This window comes from Roseofilum sp. KMC-1, assembly GCF_057802075.1.
Genome location: NZ_CM173605.1, coordinates 1,620,523 through 1,645,161 on the forward strand (window position 1 = coordinate 1,620,523; position 24,639 = coordinate 1,645,161).

Genomic DNA, 24,639 nt, shown 5'->3' on the forward strand with positions numbered 1-24,639 from the left:
GATCTTTAGTTTAAGATGTATGAAAAAACAAATCAAGCAAGCCTTTAGAAATTTAGGATGGGAACTAGAGTTTCACAAATTCTCTCCAGATATTTCCGAAGTTGCCCGACTCAAACGTTTGTTAGACTACCATAAAATTGATTTGATTTTTGATGTGGGAGCCAATATTGGTCAATATGCACGCTATTTACGGGAAATTGGCTATGGTGGAAAAATCGTATCCTTTGAACCTCTATCCCAGTGCCATAACCAATTAAAATCCTTGAGCCAATCCGATCCCCTCTGGGAAATTGCCCCTCAAGGCGCTCTGGGCGATCGCAATGGGGAAATCGAGATTAATGTTTCCGCTAATACCCTCAGTAGTTCCGTGTTAGGAATGCTCGATAACCATGTAGAAGCGGCTCCAGAATCGGCCTACATTAACCAAGAAAAAGTAGCTTTGAGGACATTGGATAGCCTGTCATCCAATTATTTAACTCAAGATATTCAAGCCGCATTTCTCAAGTTAGATGTACAAGGCTTTGAAATGCAAGTTCTAGCCGGAGCTACAGCAACCTTACCTCAGATTAAAGCCATCCAATTAGAATTATCCCTTGTACCCTTATATGAAGGACAAATTCTCTTGCGAGAGACCTTAGATAAGCTAGAGGAAATGGGTTATGAATTGCATCAAATCAGCCCAGATTTTACCGATATAAAAACCGGCAGAATGCTACAAGTCGATGGTATTTTTATCAAAAAATGAAAATCACACTACTGAGTCGCGGTGATAGTGGAGCGGGAGGCTACGTTGCCGTTTATCGCTTATATCAAGGTCTGAAAAAGGTGGAAGATCGGACTTCATTGTTGGTGGGAAGTGGGAAAAAAAGTGATACAGTTTCCCTGAACACTTCTGGCTTTGAGAAAGTTTTCTCTCAGTTAGCACCTAGCTTAGATAAACTGCCGTTAAAACGGTATCGCGATCGCCCATCTACTTTATTTTCCACCCAATGGGTTCCCGATGGCATAGAGTCTAAACTCAAGCAGTTCGAGCCAGATATCGTTAATGTTCATTGGGTTAGTCAAGGATTTATGCAAATCGAAACCCTGGCTCAATTACCCTATCCTCTAGTGTGGACAAGTCATGATATGGGGGGGTTTACGGGTGGATGTCACTATAGCCAAGAATGCGATCGCTATATTCAATCTTGCGGCCAATGTCCCCAACTCAAAAGCAGTAAAGAACAAGACTTATCCCGTTGGGTTTGGCAGCGCAAACAACGAGCCTGGAAAACCCTTCCTCTAACCTTAGTTAGTCCCAGTCACTGGTTAGCAGACTGCATGAAAAAAAGCAGCTTGTTTAGGGATAAGCGCATTGAAGTGATTGCCAATGGCTTAGATACAACCATTTATAAACCTTGCGGTCGCGCCTATGCTAGAAACCGCTTAAACTTACCTCAAGATAAACATCTGATCTTATTTGGAGCCGTCAATGCTACCAGCGATATCCGCAAAGGCTTTCACTTACTGCAATCTGCCTTACAATACCTAAGCCAATCCGATCGCAAAGATAACATTGAACTGGTAATTTTCGGCGCATCTCGTCCCCAACAAGAACCCTCTTTAGGATTTAAAACCCATTATTTAGGTAAATTTCAAGACGATCTAGATCTGAGTCTAATTTATGCGGCCGTCGATCTGTTTGTTGCTCCTTCCATTCAAGATAATCTACCCAATACCATTCTAGAATCCCTCGCTTGTGGGACTCCGGCCGTAGCCTTTAATATTGGGGGAATACCCGATATGATCGAGCATCAGCAGAATGGCTATTTAGCTCAAGCCTTTGAGATTGAAGATCTTGCCCAGGGTATGAGCTGGGTACTAGAGAACCGAGAGCGCTATCAGCATTTATGCGATCGCGCTCGTCAGAAAGTCGAACAAGAATTTACCCTAGAAATTCAAGCTCAAAATTATCTTAATCTCTTTGCAGAGATTATCGACAATTACCATAAAGAATAGCGGTAAGGATCATCTCCCAACTCAAAATCTGTTCGATAGTCAGGATGATAAAACTCGCTGTCTACTGGTTCCGATAAATGCACCCGTTTGGGTAGGTTTTGCAGATTAGCAAATACTGCCCCATCCGCTCGGAAACTCGCCCCTAAATTGGCTAAAATTTGGCTAATTGCCCTGGTGTGTCGCCAGCGTGTATAGCGAAAATAGGTCAATTGATCGGCATTTAAACTTTGAGGATCGAGTTGACAAAAAATGGCGACTCCTGTACCCATTTGCACTCGACTGAATAACCCATCACTACTGATTTCACCACCAGACGAAATTAAATTGGCTGAATAGTCCGTGCGCGATCGCAAATCCGATGCACTTAACCCCCCAGTTTCTGGCCAAGAAGGAACCATTAAAGACCCCGAAAACTGAGGCTTATTGACAATTTCCAGATCTAAAATCCTCGGTGACTGGGCCATTCTCGATAAGAAAAATAGCCGTCCCCCTTGCTGTAAATACTCACGAATAGCGCCATCCTCTAAACTCATCTGGGAGCCAATAATCGCTAGATCCACATCAGGGGTTAACTGATTTGACCGTTGATAAATTAGCCCCAACTGGTCTAATGGTTGCGCCTGAGCATCACTACCGATAAAAACCACCCGTTGCGCTTTAGGAGATAGGGGAGCCTGAGCAGCATAGGCGATCGCCTGATGGAGCAACTGGCGAGCGGCTGGATCGGACTTCACCCCATCCTCAAAATCGAGAGTAGTCAAAATCACACGACCTCGACCATAATCCAACTCCATCAAGGGGCTATAAGCCAAATCAAACTCCGACTCTAAAATCGGTCGCCAAGAACTGCGATGGGGTTTTTCTATGGATGCACTACTAACGACCCCCCGATTCCCCCAATGCCAACCATACCAAGGCAAATCGCGGGGAGGACTACGTTTAATCTCCGTCTTCGTCGTATCAGGGTAAGCCTCAACAAGGGTACTCTCCCCTCTCCAGTCCTTCAAATCCACACTATCCAACCCTTGCAGTAGGGGATGATTTTCCTGAACCGGAAACACCCGACGACTCAGATGGGCCGCGACCCGAAAGCCTAGAGTTCCATGAATCCACTCAGGATTTTGAGTAAATATCATCACCCTTCCTCCTTGCTCAACCAAGGATTCCAACTGAGCTAACTGTCCGTTGAGGGCCAGATCTTCCTGTGCAGATAAAGCTTCTCTGGCGATCGCCACTAAGCCAGAAGTCGGGGAACCCTCCCAAGGGGTTACTTGATAACCTAACCCTTCCAGCATCTGGGTTGTTTTTCCCACCGGATCGAGAATCGAAATCTGCGGTAAATTCCGGTCAGAAGAGTGCGAAAAAACCCGAAACTCAAACCGATCTTGATGACGAACACTTCCCACCTGAGCTTGCAGCGCGATCGCACCATCTACTTTCCCCTCAACCCTGGGTAAAGTCACTTCAATCGGGAAAAAAAGTGTTTTCGCCGAGGCGATCGTACCTTGATTTTCCCCCGTCATCACCACCGTATTACCCACCTTAACTTCCCATTGAAAAGAAAAGGATTGGGACTCACGGGTATCATTAATCAGCACTACTTGCTTCTTCAGAACACTCTCCCCTTCATAACTATGATCTTTAGACACAAAATTGCCTGATTCCCCACCAATCCAAGCCAAAGTCGGCCCATTATTAGCCAAAATGGCTTCACCTCCTCGATAGATATTAAAACCAGGAGATTGAAAATAACCTTGGAAATACTGGGGAATTTTTTCTAGATAAACTCCGCGATCCCCCGCTTCAAAATCTTTCCAAGGAACCCTTTGCTTACCCTCTTCAGAAACTTGCCAACCATGACCATCCTGCCAAGGAACCATTCCTCCAGTAATTCCCCAAGTTCTCCAACTGCGCCAAGTGCGAGAACTAAATAAAGATTGCAATTCCTGAAACCCTGGCGCAAAATCCAATTCCGGGTTAAATTGCCAACTTTCATAAACCTGATCTTTAACAAATTTCTGGCGAATTTGAGAACGATAGGCCGCCGTTTCGATCTCATAAGCCTTCTTACCCAAATAAATCGCACTATATTCCGTCATCAGGGGTTCAAACTTTGACCCCGTTAACAACCCATATCTTCCCCGCATCATCGCCCCATGTAAAGGAGTCCCAAACTCCACTACCATATAAGGCATATCTGCTTCTTCAACCCAATTCGAGATCCATTCTTCTCGTTCTTGTAGCGGTATTAAATTCAGATAAGAATTCAGTGCATAGACATCCCCGACCGCTCCTCCATTATGGATCAAAACAGGTCGAGTCGGGTCATATTGTTTAATGGTTTTGACCACATCCTCACCAATAGGTTGCCGATATCTCCAGAACCGATCCCAAGTTTTTCCCAGGGTTCCTTCAACCTTCTTTTTACCCAGTCTTCGCGGATTTTGATCATCCCCTTTAGGCGCAAAAAAATTAGGACTATTCGCCCACATCAAAATAGAAGGGTGATTGCGATATCGACGTAATTCCGGCAGCATTCTCGATTCCCAGAGGGTTTTACCTTCTGGTTTACTCCATTTCAAAGCATAACCACTCATACCCGCATCTAAGGCCGGGGCCATAATCGGAAATCCTTTCAAATCAGCTCGTTCAGAGAACAATTCCCGAAAGTGCCATTTTCCCCGCTCATCATGATTCCAGGGCCAAATTTCAGCGATATTAAAACCCGCCCATTGATATCCCTCAATCATCCGATCCATCACTTCAGGAATACCCACCGGCCAAGCTTGCCAATTATCATTATGATAGACAGGACGCAGGCGAATTTCTGTCCCATTTAAGTAGAATTTTTTCCCTTCAATCCAAAATTCTCGAAACCCAAAGGATTGATCGTAAGTATCTTGAATCCCCTCTCCCTTCACTTGCAATCTGAGGGTATATAAATTGGGTTTTGCCAGATCCCATAATCGAGGATTATCCCAATTCCAGATTAAATTCAGGGTTTGAACGGTTTGTGCTTGTACCGTTTGGGTGGCGGTAAATTCCTGTTCTACCTTACCTTGTTCATCGAGCATAGTTGCCCGGAATTCAACTGAACCAGGTTCTAGTACATCGGTCAGTTCAACCTCAACATTGACCTCTTGCTTACGAGTGGAAGGTTGTACAAAAACATCGCTAACAAATCCATTTTTCGGAAGACTTAATAACCGCACTTCTCCAATCAAACCGCGAGCATCTAAAGTTGCTTCTGGATTATTAGTATTAGGGATCGCCCTGACCAATAGACTGATATTATTCTCTTGTCCAGGATTGACGACTGAAGTAATATCTACCGCACCATAGGGCCAATTCACTTCACCACAAGCTTGATTATTAATATACAAATTGGCATCCGTACTCACCCGTTCCAAACTGAGCAGGATTCTACGTCCTTCCCACTCAGAAGGAATATTCACCTGTTTCTGATACCAAGCCTGGGCTAAAGTTTTTCCATTAAAGTCTTTCCAAGAGTCACCCGTACCACGGGAGAGGACACTGGGGATTAATCTGGCATTTTCTAGCCGCCAGTCCCCAGGAACACGAATTTTGCCCCAACTGCTTTGGGGAGGAGTGGGACTAGAGGCGATCGCTGGTTGAAAGTCCCAGACCCCATTCAGGTAGACTTGAGCGCGATCTCTATTTTCAGGAACTTGAGTTAAGGGAGGATAGCTAGTGACTTGAACCATAGAACAATTGCCCATCGGAGATTGGGGAGCAGTTTTAGGGATTAAACTCAACCCTACCACAGCGATCGCTCCTAGCATAAATCCCAGAAACCAGCGTCTCCATTTTCCCATCATTCACTCAACCTATTCATCTTGGCGACAGCCGAAAACTCAAGCCATCAACTCTCCCGAAGGCACATCAACCACCGCGATAGATCGCTGATCCACCTGAATTTTAATCGTATGGGCTAACCTCAATTGGATCACCGGCTCGCGAATCAAAGCATAGGCCTTGGCGATCGCCTCCGCCATCTCTCGATTCAAGCAGCGAATATGTAACACCCCCCACCGTCTAAACACTTGACATCGAGCCAAAGGTAGCAAACACCTTAATTCCCCTTGATTTTCGCGATAAAAATCCCAGATCAACCGCGTCAGTTGTGAAGGTCGTTTCATAGCCTTAAGTCCTTACTTGCAATTGGCCCAATCCTTTGTTCATGTAAATTCCTTACTACTTCCATTGAACCCCAACCTTCTGAGAGCCGGTATATTCCTGAAAAAATATTTAATAATTCATCGATAAAACCGTTATGATTCTTGACATTCCCAATCTGCCCGACACCCTATCCCACCTTAGCCTGGGTCTGGGACACTTTCTCACCTTTCGATTCAGCCGAAACACCCTCTAAAATCTTTTCCGGTTCCACCTTAGTCAGGGGAATTTCCTCCACCTCCGGCAGCCGCTCCACCGATAACCGCGTTGCCTGAGAAGCCCCAGACAAACGCTTTAATAAAGCCGGCCTAGGATCGTGGAGTAAATAAATAATCAGATCGCCACTGCGCCACTCCTCCGAAGCAGGCATCACTTCCAAGCGCCCATCCCTCAATACCAAAATCGGAACCAATTCCCCAGCACGAATCAACGCTTGTAAATGGGCTTGTTGAAACCCTAACCCTTCAGTCTTCAGCGTGGTTACCCCCAACTTCACCTTACCCTCATCCACATACTGATTCCAAACCTTAATCGGTAAATGGGGAATAAACGCCTGGGCAATCTTCTGGGTGCTACCTGAATGTTGCTGCCCTTGGGAATCACGGGGAAAAACCGCATATACTCTAGGCGGATCGAACTCTTCCACTGCCCGTTGCGCCAACACAAAATTGACCTCACCATTATTGGTCATCGCTAAAAATGTCCCCATAGAAGCCAGTCCCGCTTCCTCTAGAACGGCTGTATCTAGGGCACTACTGACAAACACCCGCAATCCTTCCGCTTCTGCTTGACGGCACGCTTCCGTATTCGTATCGATCAGAACAACAGATTCTCCTTGTTCCTCAAACAAACGCGCCATTAATCGACTTAAGGGACTAATGCCCACAATCACTGCTCCCGTGGCTTTCGTCGAGGTGATTTGCAGCCAATTGGCCAACCATCCCGCCGTCAAACCTTGACATAAGACGGTCATAATAATAGTCAAAAACACCAAGGCTTTAATAGCATCTCCCCCACTAATGCCCCGTTGGGTTAATAAAATCGAGAATAAGGAAGCAACGGAGGCTGAAACAATCCCTCTAGGGCCAATCCAACCTAAAAATAGCTTTTGTCGCCAATTGAGATCGCTTGTCCAGGTGCAGACCCAAATATTGAGGGGTCGAATCACGAACATTAACATCAAGACTGTCCAGACACTGCCCCAACCTAGGGCAAAAATACTGGCAATTGATAAGTCGGCGGCTAAAAGAATAAAGAGGACTGAAACCGCCAACATAGTTAATTGGCCCTTAAACCGCCTTAATAACCGCTCTTCTGGTAGGGAAGACCCCCGCAACACAATCCCAGAGACAACAGTAGCCATTAATCCCGCTTCCGAGCGGATGGTTTGGGCAATACCAAACAGGCCCAATAATCCGGCCAAAACCACTAAATTTTTTAAGTCTTCTGACAAAAATGTGCTGCGTTTGAGAAACCAACCCAGGAGCCAGCCCCCCAAAGCACCAATCGCTCCCCCAATCCCCAGACGCAACAACAAGCCGCTAATAATAGAGATAGGATCGGCATCTCCATTGAGGATAATATCCAGAACCACCACCGCTAAAATGGCCCCCACCGGGTCAATTAAGACCCCTTCCCCCTCTAAAAGGGTTGCCACGGGGCGCTGTACTTTCACATGCTTGAGCAGGGGAGAAATCACCGTGGGCCCCGTCACTACCACTAACGAGGCATAGAGAAAGGCAATTCCCCAGGGAAATTCAGCCAAATAATGGGCACAGACTCCCCCACCAATTAAGGTAATTAAAGTGCCAACCGTAACCAAGTTCCGCAAACTTCCGGATACTTTCCCCAAATCCCGCAGTTCCAGATTCAGCCCCCCTTCAAACAAAATCAGGGCAACTGAGAGAGCGACAATCACTTCAATCCCAATACCGAGCAATTGAGGATCGATTAATCCCACACCATCGGGCCCTAATAAAATACCAAAGGGTAGCAGGAAGACGATCGCCGGTACGCGCAGAAAATCCGCCAGCACTTGGGCACTAATCCCGGCCATCACCGTGAGGATAATCAAGAGGGTTATTTGAAACGATCCTTCCATAAGCCAAATCGCGCTGGTTCAGCGTTGTATCTTTATCTTAAACATCAATAAATCAGGAACCTACTCATCCAGAGAGCAGGAACCACAAGGGGTGTAGACTTTCATCTGCTTTGACCTGAACTCTTGTGGGCTAACCCTAACGACTTGGAGGCGATCGCGGTTGTGGATCGCTCTACAGACAGATATAACCTAGCGTGTTCTCTTCACTTTGACCAGATCGGGTCTCGCTTTGGCACAGGTTGATCCAAGATTTTAAGGGCAAGACCCAGAATTGAGTAAGGCTGCCCTACTTGGGAGTTGTGAAATTTTAAGTTATGTTATTAGTATGTTATTAAATATTCATATTTCTCCCATTTTTGTGTTCTACTCCGATCGCCTTCATTTAGTACTTTAACCCTCTTGGTAAAGCAGTTTAGTGATAAAACGTTGGATCATCCTCTCCCCAAACCTCTCTTGAGTAAGCGTCTTGGGGCGATAGTAGTCCTTATGCTGCTATTGCTGGCCTTGATTGGCTTCTCGATACAGTATCTCGATCGGCCCTCTCCTTATTTAAAGGAAGTTTTGACCTTGGAAGGCGATCGCATTCAGGGCCATGCTATTTTCCAAATGAATTGTGCGGGATGTCATGGTTTAGAAGCCAATGGTCGAGTGGGGCCGAGTTTGAAGGGAGTGTCGGAACACAAGTCTAAGCGCCGCTTAATCGAACAAGTGATCGGTGGCAAAACCCCCCCCATGCCCCAGTTCCAGCCCAGTCCCCAAGTGATGGCGGATCTGTTGAGTTATCTAGAGTCTCTGTAATTTTTAGTTTTTAATTGAAATCGATCGCCTTGTTCATTGTCACCAAAAACCCAATTAGCATTGATTTCAAGACAACCTGATGCAACAACTTACCCTCACTCAACCTGATGATTGGCATCTCCATCTCCGCGATGGTGAAGCACTAAAAGCGGTTTTACCCCATACGGTGCGACAGTTTGCTCGTGCCATTATTATGCCCAATTTGAAGCCCCCAGTGCGATCGCTTGCTGATGCTGCGGCTTATCGCGATCGCATCCTGGCCGCAATTCCCGCAGGGCAAAACTTTGAGCCATTGATGACCCTTTATCTCACGGATAATACCAGCCCGGAAGAGATCCTCAAAGCCAAGGACTCAGGGTTTGTGAAAGCGGTGAAATACTATCCCTCCGGTGCAACAACCCATTCAGAATTGGGAGTTACCGATATTCGGAGATGCGATCGCATCTTTGAAACCATGGAACAAGTAGATTTACCCCTATTGCTCCACGGAGAAGTCACCGATCCAGACGTAGACCTATTCGATCGCGAAAAAGTCTTTATCGAGCAACATTTAATTCCCCTCAAACAGCGCTTTCCCCAACTGCGCGTCGTCCTCGAACACATCACCACCTCCGATGCCGTCGAATATATCCGAGAAGCAGACAACATCGGCGCAACCCTCACCCCCCAACATCTCCTATTTAACCGCAATCAGATCTTCAAAGGTGGTATTAATCCCCACTTTTATTGCCTGCCCATCTTGAAACGAGAAACCCATCGTCAGGCTCTCCTAAAAGCTGCCACATCCGGCAATCCCAAATTTTTCCTCGGTACAGATAGCGCCCCCCACACCCGCACCAGTAAAGAAAATTCCTGTGGTTGTGCTGGTTGTTTTTCTGCCCTACACGCTCTGGAATTATACGCAGAAGCCTTTGAAAGTGTCAATGCCCTGGATAAACTAGAAGCCTTCGCGAGTTTCTACGGGCCAGATTTTTATCAGCTTCCCCGCAATAGGGAACAGATTACCTTAACCAAAACCACCTGGACAATTCCCGATGAAGTCCCCTTTACGGAATCGGGTTTAGTTCCTTTACACGCAGGGCAAAAGGTGACCTGGAAGATGCAGAGAAACCCAGTTTCCCCTATTACCTCTAGCCCTTACTTGGGCAGTGCCCCTTTGGGATAAGCAATGCGCTTATGATTAAACTGTTGCCAAACGCGGACAAAGGTATCGGCAATCACACCCATTTCCTCACGCTTCAAACCCGAATCCACCAACTGATTATCTTGCCATCTGGCTCTGAGGATTTTATTCACCATGGCTAAAGCCTCTTCATAGGTGGCTTCTTTGAGCGATCGCAACGCTGCCTCACAGGAATCTGCTAACATCACAATCCCCGTTTCCCGTGACTGGGGAATCGGCCCCGGATAGCGAAAATCCTCCTCATTCACCCTTAAATCAGGGTCAGTCTCCGCCATTTGTTTAGCTTGGTAATAGAAAAAGGCAATCAGCATCGACCCTTGGTGTTCGGGAATAAACGCCCGCACAGCCTTCGGTAGGCGATACTGTTTCGCTAAAACCAAACCTTCACTCACATGCTTCTTAATAATTTCGGCACTCTTCCAGGGGTCTTGAATTTCATCATGCTTATTCGGGCCACCCATTTGATTTTCAATAAACCCTAGGGGGTCATGCATCTTACCAATATCATGATAAAGCGTTCCGGCACGGACTAACTCACAATTGCCACCCAAGGTACGAGTCGCTGCTTCTGCCAGGGTAGAGACAAATAGGGTATGTTGAAACGTTCCCGGAGCTTCAGCCGCTAACCGTTGCAGCAGGGGACGATTGGGGTTAGAAATTTCCGCCAAGCGCACCGGAGTGACCAAATCAAACAAATGTTCCAGATAGGGACTTAATCCCAAAGCGGCGATACTCGAAGCGAGTCCCCCCAACCCTTGCAAAGCTGAACGAGTTAACAGAGGTTGCCAAGTAATTCCCGGAATTGCCGTTTCAATTAGGGTGACCACCAAATAAGTCATGCTTTGGGTCATTCCCACTCCCATCCCCAGAAGAGCCGCTTCTTCCCGCGATCGCATCCGTCCAGCCATCATAGCAGCTAAAATCCCTCCCGCCGCACTAGCCAACCACTGATTCCAAATTACATCCATACCCACTGGCAGTACAGCAGCAATGAGACCCACAACCGTAGTGGCTAAGGTAGATCCATAAAAGCCACCCAACAACAGGCCAATTCCCGATAAAGCAATCGACGGAAATTTTAGGCTCACCAACAACGGAGAACTTAAGGAGAGTAGGAGGATCAGAATTCGGTCTCGTTGGCGCATTCCCGAATGTATGCGCCTTTCGACTAACCAAAAAACAGTGACTGAGCCACTAATGAGTAGAGCATAAGCGGTTAATCCTCCCCAATTAATCTGACGTTGGCTTAATTCAAAATGGTCGATGAGAACAAATTGCTTGTCTGAAATTTTTTCCCCTTTATGAACAATAATTTCATCCTCATGCACCTGATACTCAATGGGGGGGAAAGCCTCAGCCGCTTTTTCTGCTAGGCGGTTGGCCTCTTCTTTATCATGAATGAGATTATGTTGTCCCTTCAGAATCGTGTGTAATGTTTCTGTTGCAAACTTTTGGGTTTCTGGAGGAACCCAATCTTTCACTTGCAGGCTGATCGCCTGTTGCAGTTGTCGCTCTGGCAATCCTTCCGCCAGACCTTGGGTTAACATCCGCTCCAGAGAGCGATCGATACCCGTTTTCGTTTCCTCCCAAGTGGTTTCACTCCAATCCAATAAAGCTGGAGTATACAAAGAGGTATTATTACCGGTTTGTTGGGTTTTCAGTTTATCTAAAGCAAATTCATAATTGTTGCGCGATTCTGAAATGGTAAACAGCGTATTTTCCCACTCGCTGTCGGTACTTTGTTGCTTTAGACTTTGCAATTGGGCGATCGCCCCCTGAAGTTGGGGATTTAGTACCAGGGGATATGGCACATTCACTCCGACACTAGCAGAGGAGGGCGTTGCTTCTGGGTCTGTATTTTCTTTTCCCGGAAAAGTTTTCAGGATTTCTGTAATCTGTTGCCATTCACTATCAGAGAGTTGACGTAAATAGCGCTGGGTTTCCAGGGGCAACAGGAAATCATCCAGATAAGGAAATGCTCCCGTTTGCGATCGCAAAGACTCTCCTTGGGTCAATACACTATTGAGGGTTGTCTTGAGTTCTTGATTTAACTCTAAATTAATTTTCAGGACAGTATAGGAACCATTACGGAGTTGTTTTCTCCGGTTTTCCGTCTCCTTTTCATCAACGATCGTTTCTGTTCGAGGAGCCGTAATTGTTGCTGGGGAGAAAGTTCCGGGTCTGAGTTGGGGAGTGCTATAAAAGCGATAGCCGAAAGAGCTGGTTACAGAGGCAACCGCAACTACAAAAAAAGCCGTTGGCGGAATTTTCTTGACAGAGTTTTGGCCAGAGTTGTTTTGGGTTGAATGAGCAACGCTATTCCCTGGTGATTTCTGGGAAGGAGAAACAGCTTTGTATCCAGGTTGGCGTTGTTCGGGAGCATTGGTGATGTACATGCGCCACCATTGGTCTACCCGTTTACTTAGTGCTTGCAAAGATTTCATTGTGGCACCCAACTCAAAGAAGGCTACAGGGTTTTTGATCTGGTTTTATTCAAGAACCAGGACGGGCGGGTTTGGTTTAAGCTATTGTTTTTTCACTTCCTCCTAGACATGAGGAGAATTTAGCACAGGGATGGTGCTTGCTAATCTAGACTATCTTAGCGTGACCCGATCTCTTGTGGATCGCTCTTGGCTTTTTGGGGGTAGCACCGACTGATGAGTTATGCCTTGACCCAATCTGCTCCTGACCAACTGGCGAGCAGATTGGCACTGAGGGTATTTAAGGGTTTGATTCCATGGGGCCAGGGAGTTTGGGGATCTTGAATTTTATTTTCCAGGAAGACTTGCCAAGGTAGGGGAATCCCTAAACGAGTTTGGTGGGTTCCGCAGAGGGTGGCGGCAATGCGGCAACTGAGGGAGGGTTGTTGGGGCGTTTTCTGGGCTAGGGCGATCGCCCCGGAAAAACTATGAGAACTCTTAACAAAGGTCTGTAAACCCTGGATTAGAGGCGAGTCAGGGGGGCAGTTGTCTAAGGCGGGGTCATTGAAATGAGCGAAGAGAGAGCGCCCATAAGCGATTAAATCCTCTGGAGCGATGGAGCCTTCAACTAAGGCACTGAGACTAATAGCAATGAGTAATCCTTGGGTGTACCAATCTGAAGATAACTGATAATGGCTGGCGATCGCCCTCCAACGATCCACCAAGGAGTCGAGATCCTCATGGAAATAGAGGGAAATGGGCAAAATCAGTCCCGTAACCTCCCCAGGTTGGGCAATGGGCAGAAGGGGGAGCCTTAAAGTGCCCTGTTGAATCAACTGTTGGCATCCGCAAACGACCAATTTTCCCCAAACCGAATCCAAAAGGGGAGCAGAAAAATCGGCGATCGCCGCCCCCCAAAGTGCGCCCTGAAACCGACTAGATAAGGTAGAGGTCATATTCATCAAAGCCATTAACCCTTGTCATGGAAAAGGGCCGAGTGAACCTAGTCACTCAGCCCCATAGAGGGTCTTAACCCAGACTCAGGTCTAGGGGTTTAGTCCTCATAAATCCGACATTCAGCCGCATCTGGATTAGTATCACAATACGTTTCAAAGTGAGTTTTGGGCTTGACTTGTTGTTGGTGAGCGGCTTCGGCTTGCAGTTCTTCTACGGCATCCCAAGCCGCAGCGCATTCACCCGATTCAGCCCCTTTTGCATCACAAACAGCATGGGCGTTATCCAGCTCTTGGTCGATCTTCGATTTGATGTCGTTGGTCATAAGATAGGGTTTTAGATGTTCAATAATTGTTCTTCAAGGATAAGTTAAACCACTCTGCCCGTTTCTGCATTATCCTAGCTTAGTCATAACGGAATCTGACGGGCGATCTGGGTGTTAATTGCAATTTCTTAAGATTTCCTGAGCATCAATAGCAGTCCAGCGATCGCTAGAGTAGGAAATCTTCGAGCCAGATGGCCAGTGGCTTAAGGTTACCTTTTCAGAAGCTTTGTTAGCTCTGTACATTCATCGCTATGGGTCTTCCCACAAGAAGGTTGGGGAACCTCTCTTCTGAAGTCTGACTTAACGAAGGGCACATAATTAATTTAATATTAAAACAGGTTTACACAACAGGGGAGTCGAAAGATTGGAGCAGATGCAGTGGGCAAATGCCTTATCTACCCGTCCATCTCTGGAGGCTGCGATCGCCGAAGTTGTCGAAACAGTCCATCGACAAATACCCGAACCCGCCTCTATTGGGCTAGTTTTTATCTCGTCTGCCTTTACCAGCGAATTTTCCCGCTTAATGCCCTTGCTGCAAGAAAAGCTCAACACCCCGGTGTTGATCGGCTGTGGGGGAGGAGGCATCATTGGGATGGTCTCTGGAGAGACTCCCGAAGAATTTGAAGATCAAGCGGCCTTAAGTTTAACTCTAGCCCGGCTACCGGGGGTGGAGGTGACCGCTTTTTATATTGATACAGAAGAATTACCCGACCTGGATGGCCCTCCGGATCAGTGGGTGGAGTTAGTGGGAGTGTCTCCAGAAAGCCATCCTCATTTGATTCTCTTGGGCGATCCCATGTCTCCGGGTTTGAATGATTTGCTTCAGGGTTTAGATTTTGCCTATCCCCATAGTCTGAAGGTGGGAGGGTTAGCCAGTTCAAGTCCAGTCAACCATGGCAGTAGTTTATTTTATAATTACGAACTCTATAGCGAGGGGATCGTGGGGTTGGCTCTGAGTGGCAATATTGCGGTAGAAACGATTGTGGCTCAAGGTTGCCGTCCCATTGGTTCGATTTATCAAATTACTAAGGCCGAACGCAATATTGTTTTAGAATTGCAAGAACAAGAGGCTAGTGGGTTTGAGGTCGGTAAAATGGGGGTTCCCTTGGAAATTTTGCGGGAAACGGTGGGTCGGTTAAGTGAAGAAGACCGGGAGTTGGCGCAAGATTCTCTGTTTGTGGGAGTAGCGACGGATAGTTTTAAGCGGGAGTTGGAGGCGGAAGATTTTTTAATTCGCAATTTGTTGGGGATCGATCCGAGGATTGGTGCTTTGGCGATCGCCGAACGGGTGCGGGTTGGTCAACGGATTCAATTTCATCTGCGAGATGCGTTAGCTTCGGAAGAGGAGTTACGAAATTTACTCGGTCGATACCGGCAACAATGGGATCGACAAACTGGGGGCAAGTGTTTGCCTCCATCAACTCGTCCTTCTAGAGCGGGTGCTTTGATGTTTACCTGTTTGGGAAGGGGAGAACAACTGTACGATCGGCCGAATGTGGATTCGGGGTTGTTTCAGAGGTACTTCCAGTCGATTCCCCTGAGTGGTTTTTTCTGTCAAGGTGAAATCGGCCCCGTAGGAGGGAATACGTTTTTACATGGGTATACTTCAGTGTTTGTGATTTTCTATCAACCGGAGGACTAGAAAAAGTATTCGCTAGATTCATCGAGTTTTTCTAGGCGATCGCGACCCTGATCTTTGGCCCGGTAAAGTCCTCGATCGGCGGCTTGAATGAGTTGGGTAGCCGAACACTTCTCCTCTGGAAAGGCACAGGCAATGCCTAAGCTGAGGGTAATATGATCGCTGACTTGGGATTGGTCATGGAGAATGTTAAGTTTCTGGATTTGGGTGCGAATATTGCGGGCAACGGCGATCGCCCCAGCCCCATCGGTTTGCGGTAGAATCACGGCAAATTCTTCTCCCCCATAGCGAGCGACTAAATCTTGAGGACGACGAACAGCTCTTTGAATGCCTTGGGCAATCTCTTGTAAGCAGCGATCGCCCTGAAGATGGCCGTAGCGATCGTTATAGAGTTTAAAATAATCCACATCCGCCAAAATCAAGGATAAGGCAGTCTGGGCCCGTTGCATTTGCCGGACTTCCCTCTCCAAGATTTCATCAAAATAGTGGCGGTTGGCTAACTGGGTGAGGCGATCGATTCCCGCTAACCGTTGCAATTGTTGATTGGCATCAGTGAGTTGTTGGAATTTTTGCTTTTGTTCCCACCAACGTTTTACCCGTTGAACTAAAAGGGTTCCATGAATGGGTTTGGGAATAATATCAACGATGCCCAGGTTAAAAGCCTGATTGACCCAATCATGATCCTCTAAGGGATGGATCATAAAAATTCCCACAGTCCCCGGTTCCCTTTGGGTATACCACAGGCTTTGTAACTGTTGACAACAGGTGAGGCTATCACCATCACAGAGAGAACCCTCTAATAAAATGATATCCGGCTCTGTTTCTTCTGCCCGGCTTAAACCTGTGGTTGCGCCATCTGCTTCAGTGACGACATAGCCTTGATCGCTCATCAGGTTGCTAATGCGATCGCGCAGTTGAGGATCGCTGGCGATCGCTAATACCCTAGGAGGACTGGGGGCATGGGGGTTTGCCCGTCCTCCAGAAATTAATTCAAAGGGGCTACCTGGTACAGGGAATTTGATCGCAGATGAAGGATGGGGATGGATAGAAAATAGCATTTGAGAATTGTTGGAACTCTACAGTTCTACTATCGGAGATGGGGGAAAATTTCTCAGTGATAGAGCTGTGACAAGGGGGTGATAGTTCCTCAGTCTTTTGAGTGACTGAAGCAAACCCTGGCAAGTGAGCCTGATCACGAGCTGGGAATGTCAAGATAGAAGGAGGGAGAGTTGATGATGCTAGGGAGTGATGACCTGTGAATGAATGGGTAGTTGAGGAGCTGGAGCGGTTAAAGCAGCGAATTTGCGAACTAGAGGCAGAAAATGAAGCCCTACGGAAAACGAGGAAGAATCCTGGGTTAGAGCAAGAGGTGGCGTATCGGGTTCAGGAGCGCACTGCCGAGTTAGAGGAACAAATTCGGGAGCGTCACTTGCTGGAGGAGCAGTTAGGCCAAGCGGAGATGCAGATGCGTTCAATTTTTCAGGCGATGCAGGATATCGTTTTGGTTTTGGATGTTACGCTTCAGGAGATTGAGGTTATTCCCACCCATCCGATGATTTTTGCCCATCCTCAATGGGATATTGTCAGTCAGACCTTGGAGTTGTTTTGGGATGGGGAGCAGACGGAGATTTTCCGGACTCATATTCGGCGATCGCTCGATGGACAAAATCCGGTTACGTTTGAGTATAGTTTGCGGCAAGGCAATCGGGATTTATGGTTTACCAGTCATATTTCCCCCATTTCTCAGACTTTGGTTGTTTGGGTAGCCAGGGAAATTACGGATCGCAAGGAGGCGGAACTGCGACTTCAGAATATTCGGGAACAGTTGGAGATGATTGTAGAGCAACGGACGGCAGCGCTGCAACGGTTGAATGGGGAGTTAGAGCGACGGGTGGAAGAGCGAACGGCTCAGTTACAGGAAGCCAACGAGCAGTTGCGTCAGGAAATTGGCGATCGCCATCAAACTCAGGAGGAATTGAGACGCTCTCAGCAGTTATTGCAATTGGTGATGGATAATATTCCTCAGTTTATTGTCTGGAAAGATTTAAATTCTGTTTATTTGGGTTGTAATCGCAATTTTGCCCAGTTAGCGGGGCTATCTACTCCCAGAGAGATTATAGGTAAAACCGATTATGATTTATTTTGGACGACTCAAGAAGCCCATTGGTATCGACAGGGCGATCGCCGCGTTATGAGTCGCAATAAACCCGAATATCATCGAGTCGAAACTAAGTTTCAACTCGATGGCAGTCGTTTATGGATTGATACCAATACCATTCCCCTTCATGATGCCCAAGATCAAGTCGTCGGGATTTTAAGAACCTATGAAAACGTGACTGAGCGCAAGCAGATTGAAGAGCAATTACAGTTAACTCAGTTTACCCTCAATCGTTTAGGAGATATTGTCTTACTCATTTCTGCCCAGGCTGAGTTATTTTATGTTAATGAAGCCGCCTGTCGGACTCTGGGATATGAAAGATCGGAGTTATTAACTCTCAACTTTTATCAGATTGATACCTTCTATTCTGCCCAGACTTGGAGTGCCCATTGGCAAGAATTGCGTCAGCTAAAATCTCTCACCTTTGAATCCGTTCTTTGGAAAAGAAATGGTACAGCAATTCCGGTAGAAGTGCGGATGAACTATTTAGAATTTAATGGTAAAGAATATAATTGTGGGATTTTTCGGGATATTTCTGAACGCAAAAAAGCGGAGGAAGCCCTGCGGGAAAGTGAAGAGCGATTTAGGGCAATTTTTGAGCAAGTGGCGGTAGGGATGGCAATCGTAACCTTAAATGGACATTTTTTCCGAGTCAATCAGAAGTTTTGTGATATTCTCGGATATAATCGCCCGGAAATGCTATCTAGAACTTTTGAAGAGATTACAGCTTCAGAAGATTTACTTAAAGTAATGGAAGCGATCGATAATATTTTGACTCAAGGTCATGCGAGTGAAACCCTAGAGAGTCAATATATTTGCAAAGATAATACCATAGTTTGGGGTCATGTAACCATCTCCTTAGTCCGCAAAACTTCTGGCGAAAATCATTATTATATTTGGGTATTTGAAGAGATCAGCGATCGCAAACAAGCCGAAGAAAAACTCAAAGCTTCTCTCAAAGAGAAGGAAGTCTTACTCAAAGAAATTCATCATCGGGTCAAAAATAACTTAATGGTGGTCTCTAATTTATTGGAATTGCAATCTGAATATTTAGAAAATTCTAGCCTGATTAAAATCTTGTCAGATAGCCAGAATCGAATTTATTCTATGTTATTGCTCCATGAAAAGCTTTATAAGAATACTAACCTCGATCGAATTAAATTTGATGAATACCTAGAATCCCTGGTAGAAGGTTTGCTCGATTCCTATCAAGTAAGAGAGCAACACATCGATTTAGTTTTAGACTTGAAATCTATCGATCTCAATATTGAAACAGCTAATCCTTGTGGATTAATTGTTAATGAACTGGTCTCTAATTCCTTAAAACATGCTTTTCCTAATAAACCTGAAAATTATCGAGGCTTGATTTGGTTGGGACTAGATAAAGATGAGGATCAAGTTATCACGATTGAAGTTAAAGATAATGGTATTGGCTTACCCTCTAACTTTGATATTTACCAAGTAGACACAATGGGATTAGAATTGGTTTGTACTTTGGCAGAGCAATTGAAAACCAAGCCAGAAATTATTCCTGGAATGGGTACTCATATTCGATTAAAATTCTTAGAACTCAAATACCCTCGGAGGTGGTAATTATGGATGATATTCAGATCTTAATTGTAGAAGATGAATTATTGATTGCTAAAGGACTAGCGAGAAAGTTAAAAAAATTGGGTTATCAGGTGATGGATATTGTTGCTTCTGGAGAAGAGGCAATCCAATATAGTAAAACCCAGAAGCCCGATCTGATTTTAATGGATATTGTCCTAGAAGGAGAGATAGATGGAATAGAAGCGGCTCAAAAAATTAATCAATCTCAGTCCATTCCGATTATCTATTTAACTGCTTATGCGGATGATGCTACCCTAGTAAGAGCAGAAGATAGCAATTATTATGGTTATTTGCTCAAACCCTATAAAGAGCGAGAGTTATATGCCACCATGAAAATGGCATTAAAAAAATGGGAAGAAGACCAAATCCTTCGTCAATCTTTGGCGATTGCTAATGCCAAAAATGAAGAAAAATCTCGCTATTTATCCTTGACATCCCATGATTTAAGAAATCCTTTAACCACGATTCAAGTTTCAGCAGAAATGCTCAAAGATTATGGAGATAAACTATCAGAAGAAAAGAAACAAAAACATTTAGATTGGATTAAATCTTCAGTTAAAAATATCAATATTTTGCTTGAAGATATTCTCACCTTAAATCAAGCAGATGCGGGAAAATTGAGCTTTGAACCACAATCGGTGAATGTGGTAGAATTGAGTGCATCAATTATCCATGATTTCGAGGCGATCGCCACAGACAAACATCAGATCATCTTGCAAGCTGCTGAACCAGAAATTATAGTGGGCTGCGATGTGAAATTGCTCTACCATATTTTGGGAAATTTGCTCTCTAATGCTATTAAATACTCGCCCGATGGAGGCATGATTACCCTCAATATCTCCCTAAGCGCTACGGATGTGATTTTGGTCGTTGAAGATGAAGGGATTGGATTTCCGTCAGACTATAAACCGAAACTCTTTACCCAATTTGAACGAGCGGCTAATGTTGGCTCTATCAAAGGCACGGGGTTGGGACTCTCGATTGTTAAATATGCCGTAGAATGCCATGGGGGAACCATTAGCCTGTCATCGGAAGAAGGCATAGGGACAAAGGCGATCGTTTCCCTCCCCTGTCTTCCCCCAGTCCCTGTAAACTAGATCAAGCTATCTGATATTGATCTGCTGCTATGAAACTGGTCTGTACCCAAAGTGACCTTAACACGAATCTCTCTCTCGTGAGTCGCGCCATTCCGTCCCGTCCTTCCCAACCGATTCTCAGTAATGTCCGGTTTATTGCCGATCGCCAAAATCAAGAAGTTAGCCTCACTGCTTTTGACTTGAGTCTGGGTATTCAAGCTCGTTTTTCAGCCAATGTAGAAGAAGAGGGAGATTTGGCCCTTCCGGCTAAACTGCTCAATGACATGATTTCTCGACTCCCCCCTGGAGATCTCACCCTAGAAGTGGACTCTGGGGATGGGGAAAACCTTGACCCGAATGTAACCATTACCAGTTCCTGCGGGCGCTATCAAATTCGAGGACTTGACCCAGAAGACTACCCAGCCTTACCTATTATTGATAGGGGTGAAACCCTCACCCTGCCTTCAGCAGCTATTCTCGAAGGATTGCGCGGCTGTTTATTTGCTACCAGCTTAGATGAAACCAAACAAGTTTTAACTGGAGTTCATTTAACGGTTCAAGAAGATAGTGTAGAATTTGCGGCTACCGATGGTCATCGTTTAGCGGTTGTCACCACCAGTACGGAAAAAGAGGAAGAAGGGGCGGGTTTGAAACCCACACCTTCCGCCCCCCCCTTTGAAGTCACTGTTCCCGGCCGCGCTTTGCGGGAAATTGAACGGATGATTGGTTCGCACAAAGAAGATATCAGCATAGATTTGACGGTAGATGAGGGTCAAGTGGTATTTCAACTGCCCTACTGTCGCCTCAACTGTCGCACTTTAGAGGGTCAATATCCTGCCTATGAGCAACTGATTCCGCAGGTTTTTGAACGGCAAATTGACCTCGATCGCCGCCAACTGTTAAGCTCGGTCGAACGGATTGCGATTATTGCCGATCAGAAAAATAATGTGGTGATGTTTAATCTCAACGGTGAGGATCAAGAGGTGATTCTTTCTGTGGAAGCAACGGATGTGGGTTCGGCAACGGAGTCTATTCCGGCTACTATTTCCGGAGAGGATCTGCAAATTGCTTTTAATGTGAAATATTTTGTCGATGCGCTCAAGGCGATTCCGTCTCAAGAGTTGAAAATTCAGCTTAATAGTGCTGATAAACCGGTGATTTTATCGCCTCTTGGTGGCGTGCAAATGACTTGTTTGTTGATGCCGGTTCAAATTCGGAGTTAAATAGATGGCGATCGCTCCAAAATGCTGTCCTCGAAGGGCGATCGCTCAACTCGGCAAACCAATTAAAAATTTATTTTTTTGTCAGTTGATTGAGAAACTGACCACACTCTATTTCATCTACAATAGGATGCTTACGATCACTGTGAGGATCGTTAAACAAGTTATTCCAAATTTGTTTGGCTTGATTTTCAAACTCTTCAGATACAGAACTCCATGATTCAGTAAAATTGAGATTATGCAAAAAATCAATAACATCTTCTGCTATCTTATTGTATTTCCAAGCTTGATTTTTTTTATCAACAATTATTGTTTTATTTTGTTGAGATGCGTTGCCAAAAAAACCAGCTTTTTCTAAGGATGTTTTAATGCTCAGGTTATTGTCTACATAGCGTGCCCCTCGTGCAATGCCATACAAGCTATCTGCAATAACACGGGCAAAACCTATATATAGAGATCCCTTTAAACTTTTCAAAAAGTATTCTATAGCTTGATTTTCTTGGGATTTTCGAGAATTCAGATCGATTAACAAAATCTTTTCTCCACGCGCCAAATAAACTTCTGCCAAGATAGCATCTTGATATCTATCTTTCCGTTCTGGATGTTTTCTCGGACTTAGAATTTCTTCTGCTAGTTGTACATAGTGTTCAGCTTTTTCTTCCTCCCCTAACCGAGAGTAGCTTCTACTAATATAGGCTAACCATTGAGCGGTTCTTTGTCTCCTACCAATTTTCGCAGAGTAATATGCTGAATGTAAGAAATGAGAAATAGCAGTGTCCTTTAATCTTTCAATATCGTCTGGATTATCAGCTTGACAAAAATAGAAGTCGAGTCTGGCCAAATTACCAAAAAGCTCTGAAGCTGCTAGGCAAACGTCAAAATCAAAACGACCTTTGTAATTTCCTATTGGTAAATCTTCATTCGAGATATAATTCTTTAATTCTTGGATATTTGGAGAAAATATTTCTTTTTCTATACTCTTTCTAGTTTCTATATCTTTTAGATTATATTTGTCCTCATTTTTTCCAACTGTATATTCAATAAAGTTTCCCTTGCCCGAAAGAAAACAATGTATGATGTGTTCGACATTATACAAAATCTTCATGGGAGTATTTTGTTTTACTATTACCTCTTGATGACATTTTTCTGAGAAAAGAGTTAAATAATTTCTAGCATCTTTCAAATTTCCTTGAGTATGAGCATAACGGGAACGCATTAAATAAGCGATACTCAGATGATGGGTGAGAGAATTACCAAAGAGTTTTTCAATATCACTCCAATCTTTTAAGTCTGCTTGTATTTTATTTATTCGCTTAATCTGGTCTTCAAGCACTTCACTTATAAGTTCGTCTTCGCTATATTTAGTCACAGAATGATCTAGCGCTTTTTTTAATTCCAATAGATTATTTTCTACTTCTGCTACATCCTGGCAAGTTTGATAATACTTCTTTTGCTTTTCTTCCGTTTCTAGGATATCACATAACCAATGTCTGACGGCAATTAAAACAGCCTGTAAACTACCAATAACCACACTATGATCTACCCAAATGCCAGAATACCTCTTCTTTGTTTTAGAATCAAAATCATCATTGTCAGGTAAATTGGGTTTAGGTTGGTATACAACTGAATTTTTGGCTAAACTATAGTCCTGTTTACCTTGAGCAACATTGGAAAATTGAACTAGCTCTAGTTTTGCCAAGTGAGCCAATCCTTTTTCTAAGGCTGCCAGCATATTTTCAAAATGAGTTGCATTAGAACTATATGACCAAAACACTGTTTTATTAAAAACACAAGTGATTCGCACATTTATTACAGGGTCTAATGAAACCATTTCCATTGATTTATTATCATACTGAATCAAATGTTTTTCAGCCTCTTTGGCAGACTGTATTAATTGCTCTTTAAGTTCTTCAAGTGCTACCTGATTTGAGGGTGAATAATCGTTTGATCTCAATGGCAAATAATCGAGCAAGGAAAATGTCAATGTAGTAAATTCACATTGAGTGATTCTCATTCCAAGACAACTTTCAGACCATTTATTGTTACTTTTTATGCTTTGCAGGAGTTGAAAGAGTTCTGAGTAAGTAAATTCTGTTTTCTCGGAAATCAAAAACTTATCAATAGCCTTCCAAAATTTATGTTCTATTTCACTTGCAACTATCCCCTGTTCCTTAAACCATTCCTCAACTCTTTTTCGACCTTCAAAGGTGTTTTCTGTCAACAAGTATTTATTAATTAATTCTTCTATATCGTTAATTAATCGGCTAAAAAGCGAACCATCATTATCAGGAATTGGAAATCCCGAAAGGGTAGCGACAATCCGTTCAATTTCTTCATACCTATCAGCATTCGGATTCAATACGGGGGTTTCAGGTAAGAAACCGGCAGCTCTTAGTAACTGATCGGGAGGTTGTGAATGTAACTTCAAACGCTTGTCCCTAATCTCTTTTGAGAGTCTTTTTTTATCCACGTCCTCCGGAGCTGTAAGGAAGTCCCATAATCTGAGCAGTTGAGAACGCTCTATAGGTAAACCTCGGCGACTGTTCATAAAATCGACAATGACCTGGCGACTCATGCCTAATCCCTGAGCCAGTTCATTGTTACTGGAGTTGAGTTCTTCCTTAATCTTCTCCAGTTCATCACGAAGCTGATTCCAGTAGCGATCCTGCTCTCTAGCGTAAGAGTCTAGTTGGTTGTCGTTGTCTGTTTTGTCCATAGCTTTACATTATAGGCTGTTTAGACCTGGATTCTACAACTAAAGCTTATAAAATCTAGACAGTCTAAAGCCTGGACTTAGACAAAATTGGCTCTGATCTCTTGTCCTGACTGGATTACAGGTTAGTTGAGCCGAAGAACTTACTGAAGTCCAGATCCCCACCAAGGGTGATCTGAGAAGCATAATACGTCTATAGTAGAGACGCATTATAGCTAAAAACAACTTTAATTAAATCAGAAATGA

The 24,639-nt window shown here is 44.7% G+C and carries 16 protein-coding genes; 8 read left to right on the forward strand and 8 right to left on the reverse strand.

Annotated features, from left to right (window positions below):
* Positions 1-19: 19 nt before the first annotated feature.
* Both AC3FZD_RS07510 and AC3FZD_RS07515 read left to right on the forward strand, forming a co-directional pair.
* Positions 20-745 (forward strand): FkbM family methyltransferase, encoded by a 726-nt coding sequence (locus tag AC3FZD_RS07510; RefSeq protein WP_488739533.1) that lies wholly within the window; start codon positions 20-22, stop codon positions 743-745.
* Positions 742-1,998 carry a glycosyltransferase family 4 protein gene (locus AC3FZD_RS07515; RefSeq protein WP_488739534.1) on the forward strand — a complete coding sequence of 419 codons (1,257 nt, stop codon included), beginning with the start codon at positions 742-744 and terminating at the stop codon, positions 1,996-1,998. Before AC3FZD_RS07510 ends, AC3FZD_RS07515 begins: the two co-directional genes overlap by 4 nt.
* Here AC3FZD_RS07515 and AC3FZD_RS07520 read toward each other — a convergent pair.
* From AC3FZD_RS07520 to AC3FZD_RS07530, 3 genes are all read right to left on the reverse strand, one after another.
* Positions 1,983-5,837, reverse strand: a complete 3,855-nt coding sequence (locus AC3FZD_RS07520; RefSeq protein ID WP_488739535.1) for a beta-galactosidase — start codon at positions 5,835-5,837, stop codon at positions 1,983-1,985. The two genes, AC3FZD_RS07515 and AC3FZD_RS07520, sit on opposite strands and share 16 nt — an antisense overlap.
* 36 nt (positions 5,838-5,873) lie before the next feature.
* Complete coding sequence (locus tag AC3FZD_RS07525; RefSeq protein WP_488739536.1) at positions 5,874-6,158, reverse strand: hypothetical protein; 285 nt, start codon at positions 6,156-6,158, stop codon at positions 5,874-5,876.
* 167 nt (positions 6,159-6,325) lie between these two features.
* Positions 6,326-8,296: a cation:proton antiporter gene (locus AC3FZD_RS07530; RefSeq protein WP_488739537.1), complete on the reverse strand. Its 1,971-nt coding sequence runs from the start codon at positions 8,294-8,296 to the stop codon at positions 6,326-6,328.
* A 486-nt stretch (positions 8,297-8,782) separates the two neighbouring features.
* On the opposite strand from AC3FZD_RS07530, the gene AC3FZD_RS07535 reads away from it, so the two are divergent.
* Together AC3FZD_RS07535 and pyrC are read left to right on the forward strand one after the other, a co-directional pair.
* Positions 8,783-9,094 (forward strand): c-type cytochrome, encoded by a 312-nt coding sequence (locus tag AC3FZD_RS07535; RefSeq protein WP_488739538.1) that lies wholly within the window; start codon positions 8,783-8,785, stop codon positions 9,092-9,094.
* Between the two features lie 79 nt (positions 9,095-9,173).
* A complete protein-coding gene (gene pyrC / locus AC3FZD_RS07540; protein ID WP_488739539.1) occupies positions 9,174-10,259 on the forward strand; it encodes a dihydroorotase in 1,086 nt (361 codons plus the stop codon).
* Here the strand turns inward: pyrC and AC3FZD_RS07545 are convergent.
* The 3 genes from AC3FZD_RS07545 to AC3FZD_RS07555 all read right to left on the reverse strand — a co-directional run bounded on the left by AC3FZD_RS07545 (position 10,232) and on the right by AC3FZD_RS07555 (position 13,976).
* On the reverse strand, positions 10,232-12,721 hold the full coding sequence (locus AC3FZD_RS07545; protein WP_488739540.1) for an HD family phosphohydrolase: 2,490 nt from the start codon (positions 12,719-12,721) through the stop codon (positions 10,232-10,234). The genes pyrC and AC3FZD_RS07545 overlap by 28 nt on opposite strands.
* Positions 12,722-12,939: 218 nt before the next feature.
* Positions 12,940-13,653 (reverse strand): hypothetical protein, encoded by a 714-nt coding sequence (locus tag AC3FZD_RS07550; RefSeq protein WP_488739541.1) that lies wholly within the window; start codon positions 13,651-13,653, stop codon positions 12,940-12,942.
* Positions 13,654-13,751: 98 nt separating this feature from the next.
* Complete coding sequence (locus AC3FZD_RS07555; RefSeq protein WP_488739542.1) at positions 13,752-13,976, reverse strand: CP12 domain-containing protein; 225 nt, start codon at positions 13,974-13,976, stop codon at positions 13,752-13,754.
* A gap of 373 nt (positions 13,977-14,349) precedes the next feature.
* On the opposite strand from AC3FZD_RS07555, the gene AC3FZD_RS07560 reads away from it, so the two are divergent.
* Positions 14,350-15,618, forward strand: coding sequence for an FIST signal transduction protein (locus tag AC3FZD_RS07560; RefSeq protein ID WP_488739543.1), 1,269 nt, complete (start codon positions 14,350-14,352; stop codon positions 15,616-15,618).
* On the opposite strand, the gene AC3FZD_RS07565 is transcribed toward AC3FZD_RS07560, so the two are convergent.
* The gene (locus AC3FZD_RS07565; RefSeq protein ID WP_488739544.1) at positions 15,615-16,673 is read right to left on the reverse strand and encodes a GGDEF domain-containing response regulator; all 1,059 of its coding nucleotides are present in this window, start codon (positions 16,671-16,673) and stop codon (positions 15,615-15,617) included. The two genes, AC3FZD_RS07560 and AC3FZD_RS07565, sit on opposite strands and share 4 nt — an antisense overlap.
* A gap of 197 nt (positions 16,674-16,870) precedes the next feature.
* Between AC3FZD_RS07565 and AC3FZD_RS07570 the strand changes: the two genes are divergently transcribed.
* From AC3FZD_RS07570 to dnaN, 3 genes are read left to right on the forward strand one after another with little or no spacing between them, the layout of a single operon-like run.
* A complete protein-coding gene (locus tag AC3FZD_RS07570) occupies positions 16,871-19,366 on the forward strand; it encodes a PAS domain S-box protein (RefSeq protein WP_488739545.1) in 2,496 nt (831 codons plus the stop codon).
* Between the two features lie 2 nt (positions 19,367-19,368).
* Positions 19,369-20,481 carry a hybrid sensor histidine kinase/response regulator gene (locus AC3FZD_RS07575; RefSeq protein ID WP_488739546.1) on the forward strand — a complete coding sequence of 371 codons (1,113 nt, stop codon included), beginning with the start codon at positions 19,369-19,371 and terminating at the stop codon, positions 20,479-20,481.
* A 29-nt stretch (positions 20,482-20,510) separates the two neighbouring features.
* On the forward strand, positions 20,511-21,683 hold the full coding sequence (gene dnaN, locus AC3FZD_RS07580; protein ID WP_488739547.1) for a DNA polymerase III subunit beta: 1,173 nt from the start codon (positions 20,511-20,513) through the stop codon (positions 21,681-21,683).
* 70 nt (positions 21,684-21,753) lie between these two features.
* Here dnaN and AC3FZD_RS07585 read toward each other — a convergent pair whose 3' ends face one another.
* Positions 21,754-24,396, reverse strand: coding sequence for a hypothetical protein (locus AC3FZD_RS07585; RefSeq protein ID WP_488739548.1), 2,643 nt, complete (start codon positions 24,394-24,396; stop codon positions 21,754-21,756).
* Positions 24,397-24,639: the final 243 nt, after the last annotated feature.

What these genes read in the sequence shown, in the direction of transcription:
- AC3FZD_RS07510 (WP_488739533.1), top strand. Translation starts at nt 20, where the DNA reads ATGAAAAAACAAATCAAGCAAGCCTTTAGAAATTTAGGATGGGAACTA.
- AC3FZD_RS07515 (WP_488739534.1), top strand. Translation starts at nt 742, where the DNA reads ATGAAAATCACACTACTGAGTCGCGGTGATAGTGGAGCGGGAGGCTAC.
- AC3FZD_RS07520 (WP_488739535.1), bottom strand. Translation starts at nt 5,837, where the DNA reads ATGATGGGAAAATGGAGACGCTGGTTTCTGGGATTTATGCTAGGAGCG.
- AC3FZD_RS07525 (WP_488739536.1), bottom strand. Translation starts at nt 6,158, where the DNA reads ATGAAACGACCTTCACAACTGACGCGGTTGATCTGGGATTTTTATCGC.
- AC3FZD_RS07530 (WP_488739537.1), bottom strand. Translation starts at nt 8,296, where the DNA reads ATGGAAGGATCGTTTCAAATAACCCTCTTGATTATCCTCACGGTGATG.
- AC3FZD_RS07535 (WP_488739538.1), top strand. Translation starts at nt 8,783, where the DNA reads ATGCTGCTATTGCTGGCCTTGATTGGCTTCTCGATACAGTATCTCGAT.
- pyrC (WP_488739539.1), top strand. Translation starts at nt 9,174, where the DNA reads ATGCAACAACTTACCCTCACTCAACCTGATGATTGGCATCTCCATCTC.
- AC3FZD_RS07545 (WP_488739540.1), bottom strand. Translation starts at nt 12,721, where the DNA reads ATGAAATCTTTGCAAGCACTAAGTAAACGGGTAGACCAATGGTGGCGC.
- AC3FZD_RS07550 (WP_488739541.1), bottom strand. Translation starts at nt 13,653, where the DNA reads ATGACCTCTACCTTATCTAGTCGGTTTCAGGGCGCACTTTGGGGGGCG.
- AC3FZD_RS07555 (WP_488739542.1), bottom strand. Translation starts at nt 13,976, where the DNA reads ATGACCAACGACATCAAATCGAAGATCGACCAAGAGCTGGATAACGCC.
- AC3FZD_RS07560 (WP_488739543.1), top strand. Translation starts at nt 14,350, where the DNA reads ATGCAGTGGGCAAATGCCTTATCTACCCGTCCATCTCTGGAGGCTGCG.
- AC3FZD_RS07565 (WP_488739544.1), bottom strand. Translation starts at nt 16,673, where the DNA reads ATGCTATTTTCTATCCATCCCCATCCTTCATCTGCGATCAAATTCCCT.
- AC3FZD_RS07575 (WP_488739546.1), top strand. Translation starts at nt 19,369, where the DNA reads ATGGATGATATTCAGATCTTAATTGTAGAAGATGAATTATTGATTGCT.
- dnaN (WP_488739547.1), top strand. Translation starts at nt 20,511, where the DNA reads ATGAAACTGGTCTGTACCCAAAGTGACCTTAACACGAATCTCTCTCTC.
- AC3FZD_RS07585 (WP_488739548.1), bottom strand. Translation starts at nt 24,396, where the DNA reads ATGGACAAAACAGACAACGACAACCAACTAGACTCTTACGCTAGAGAG.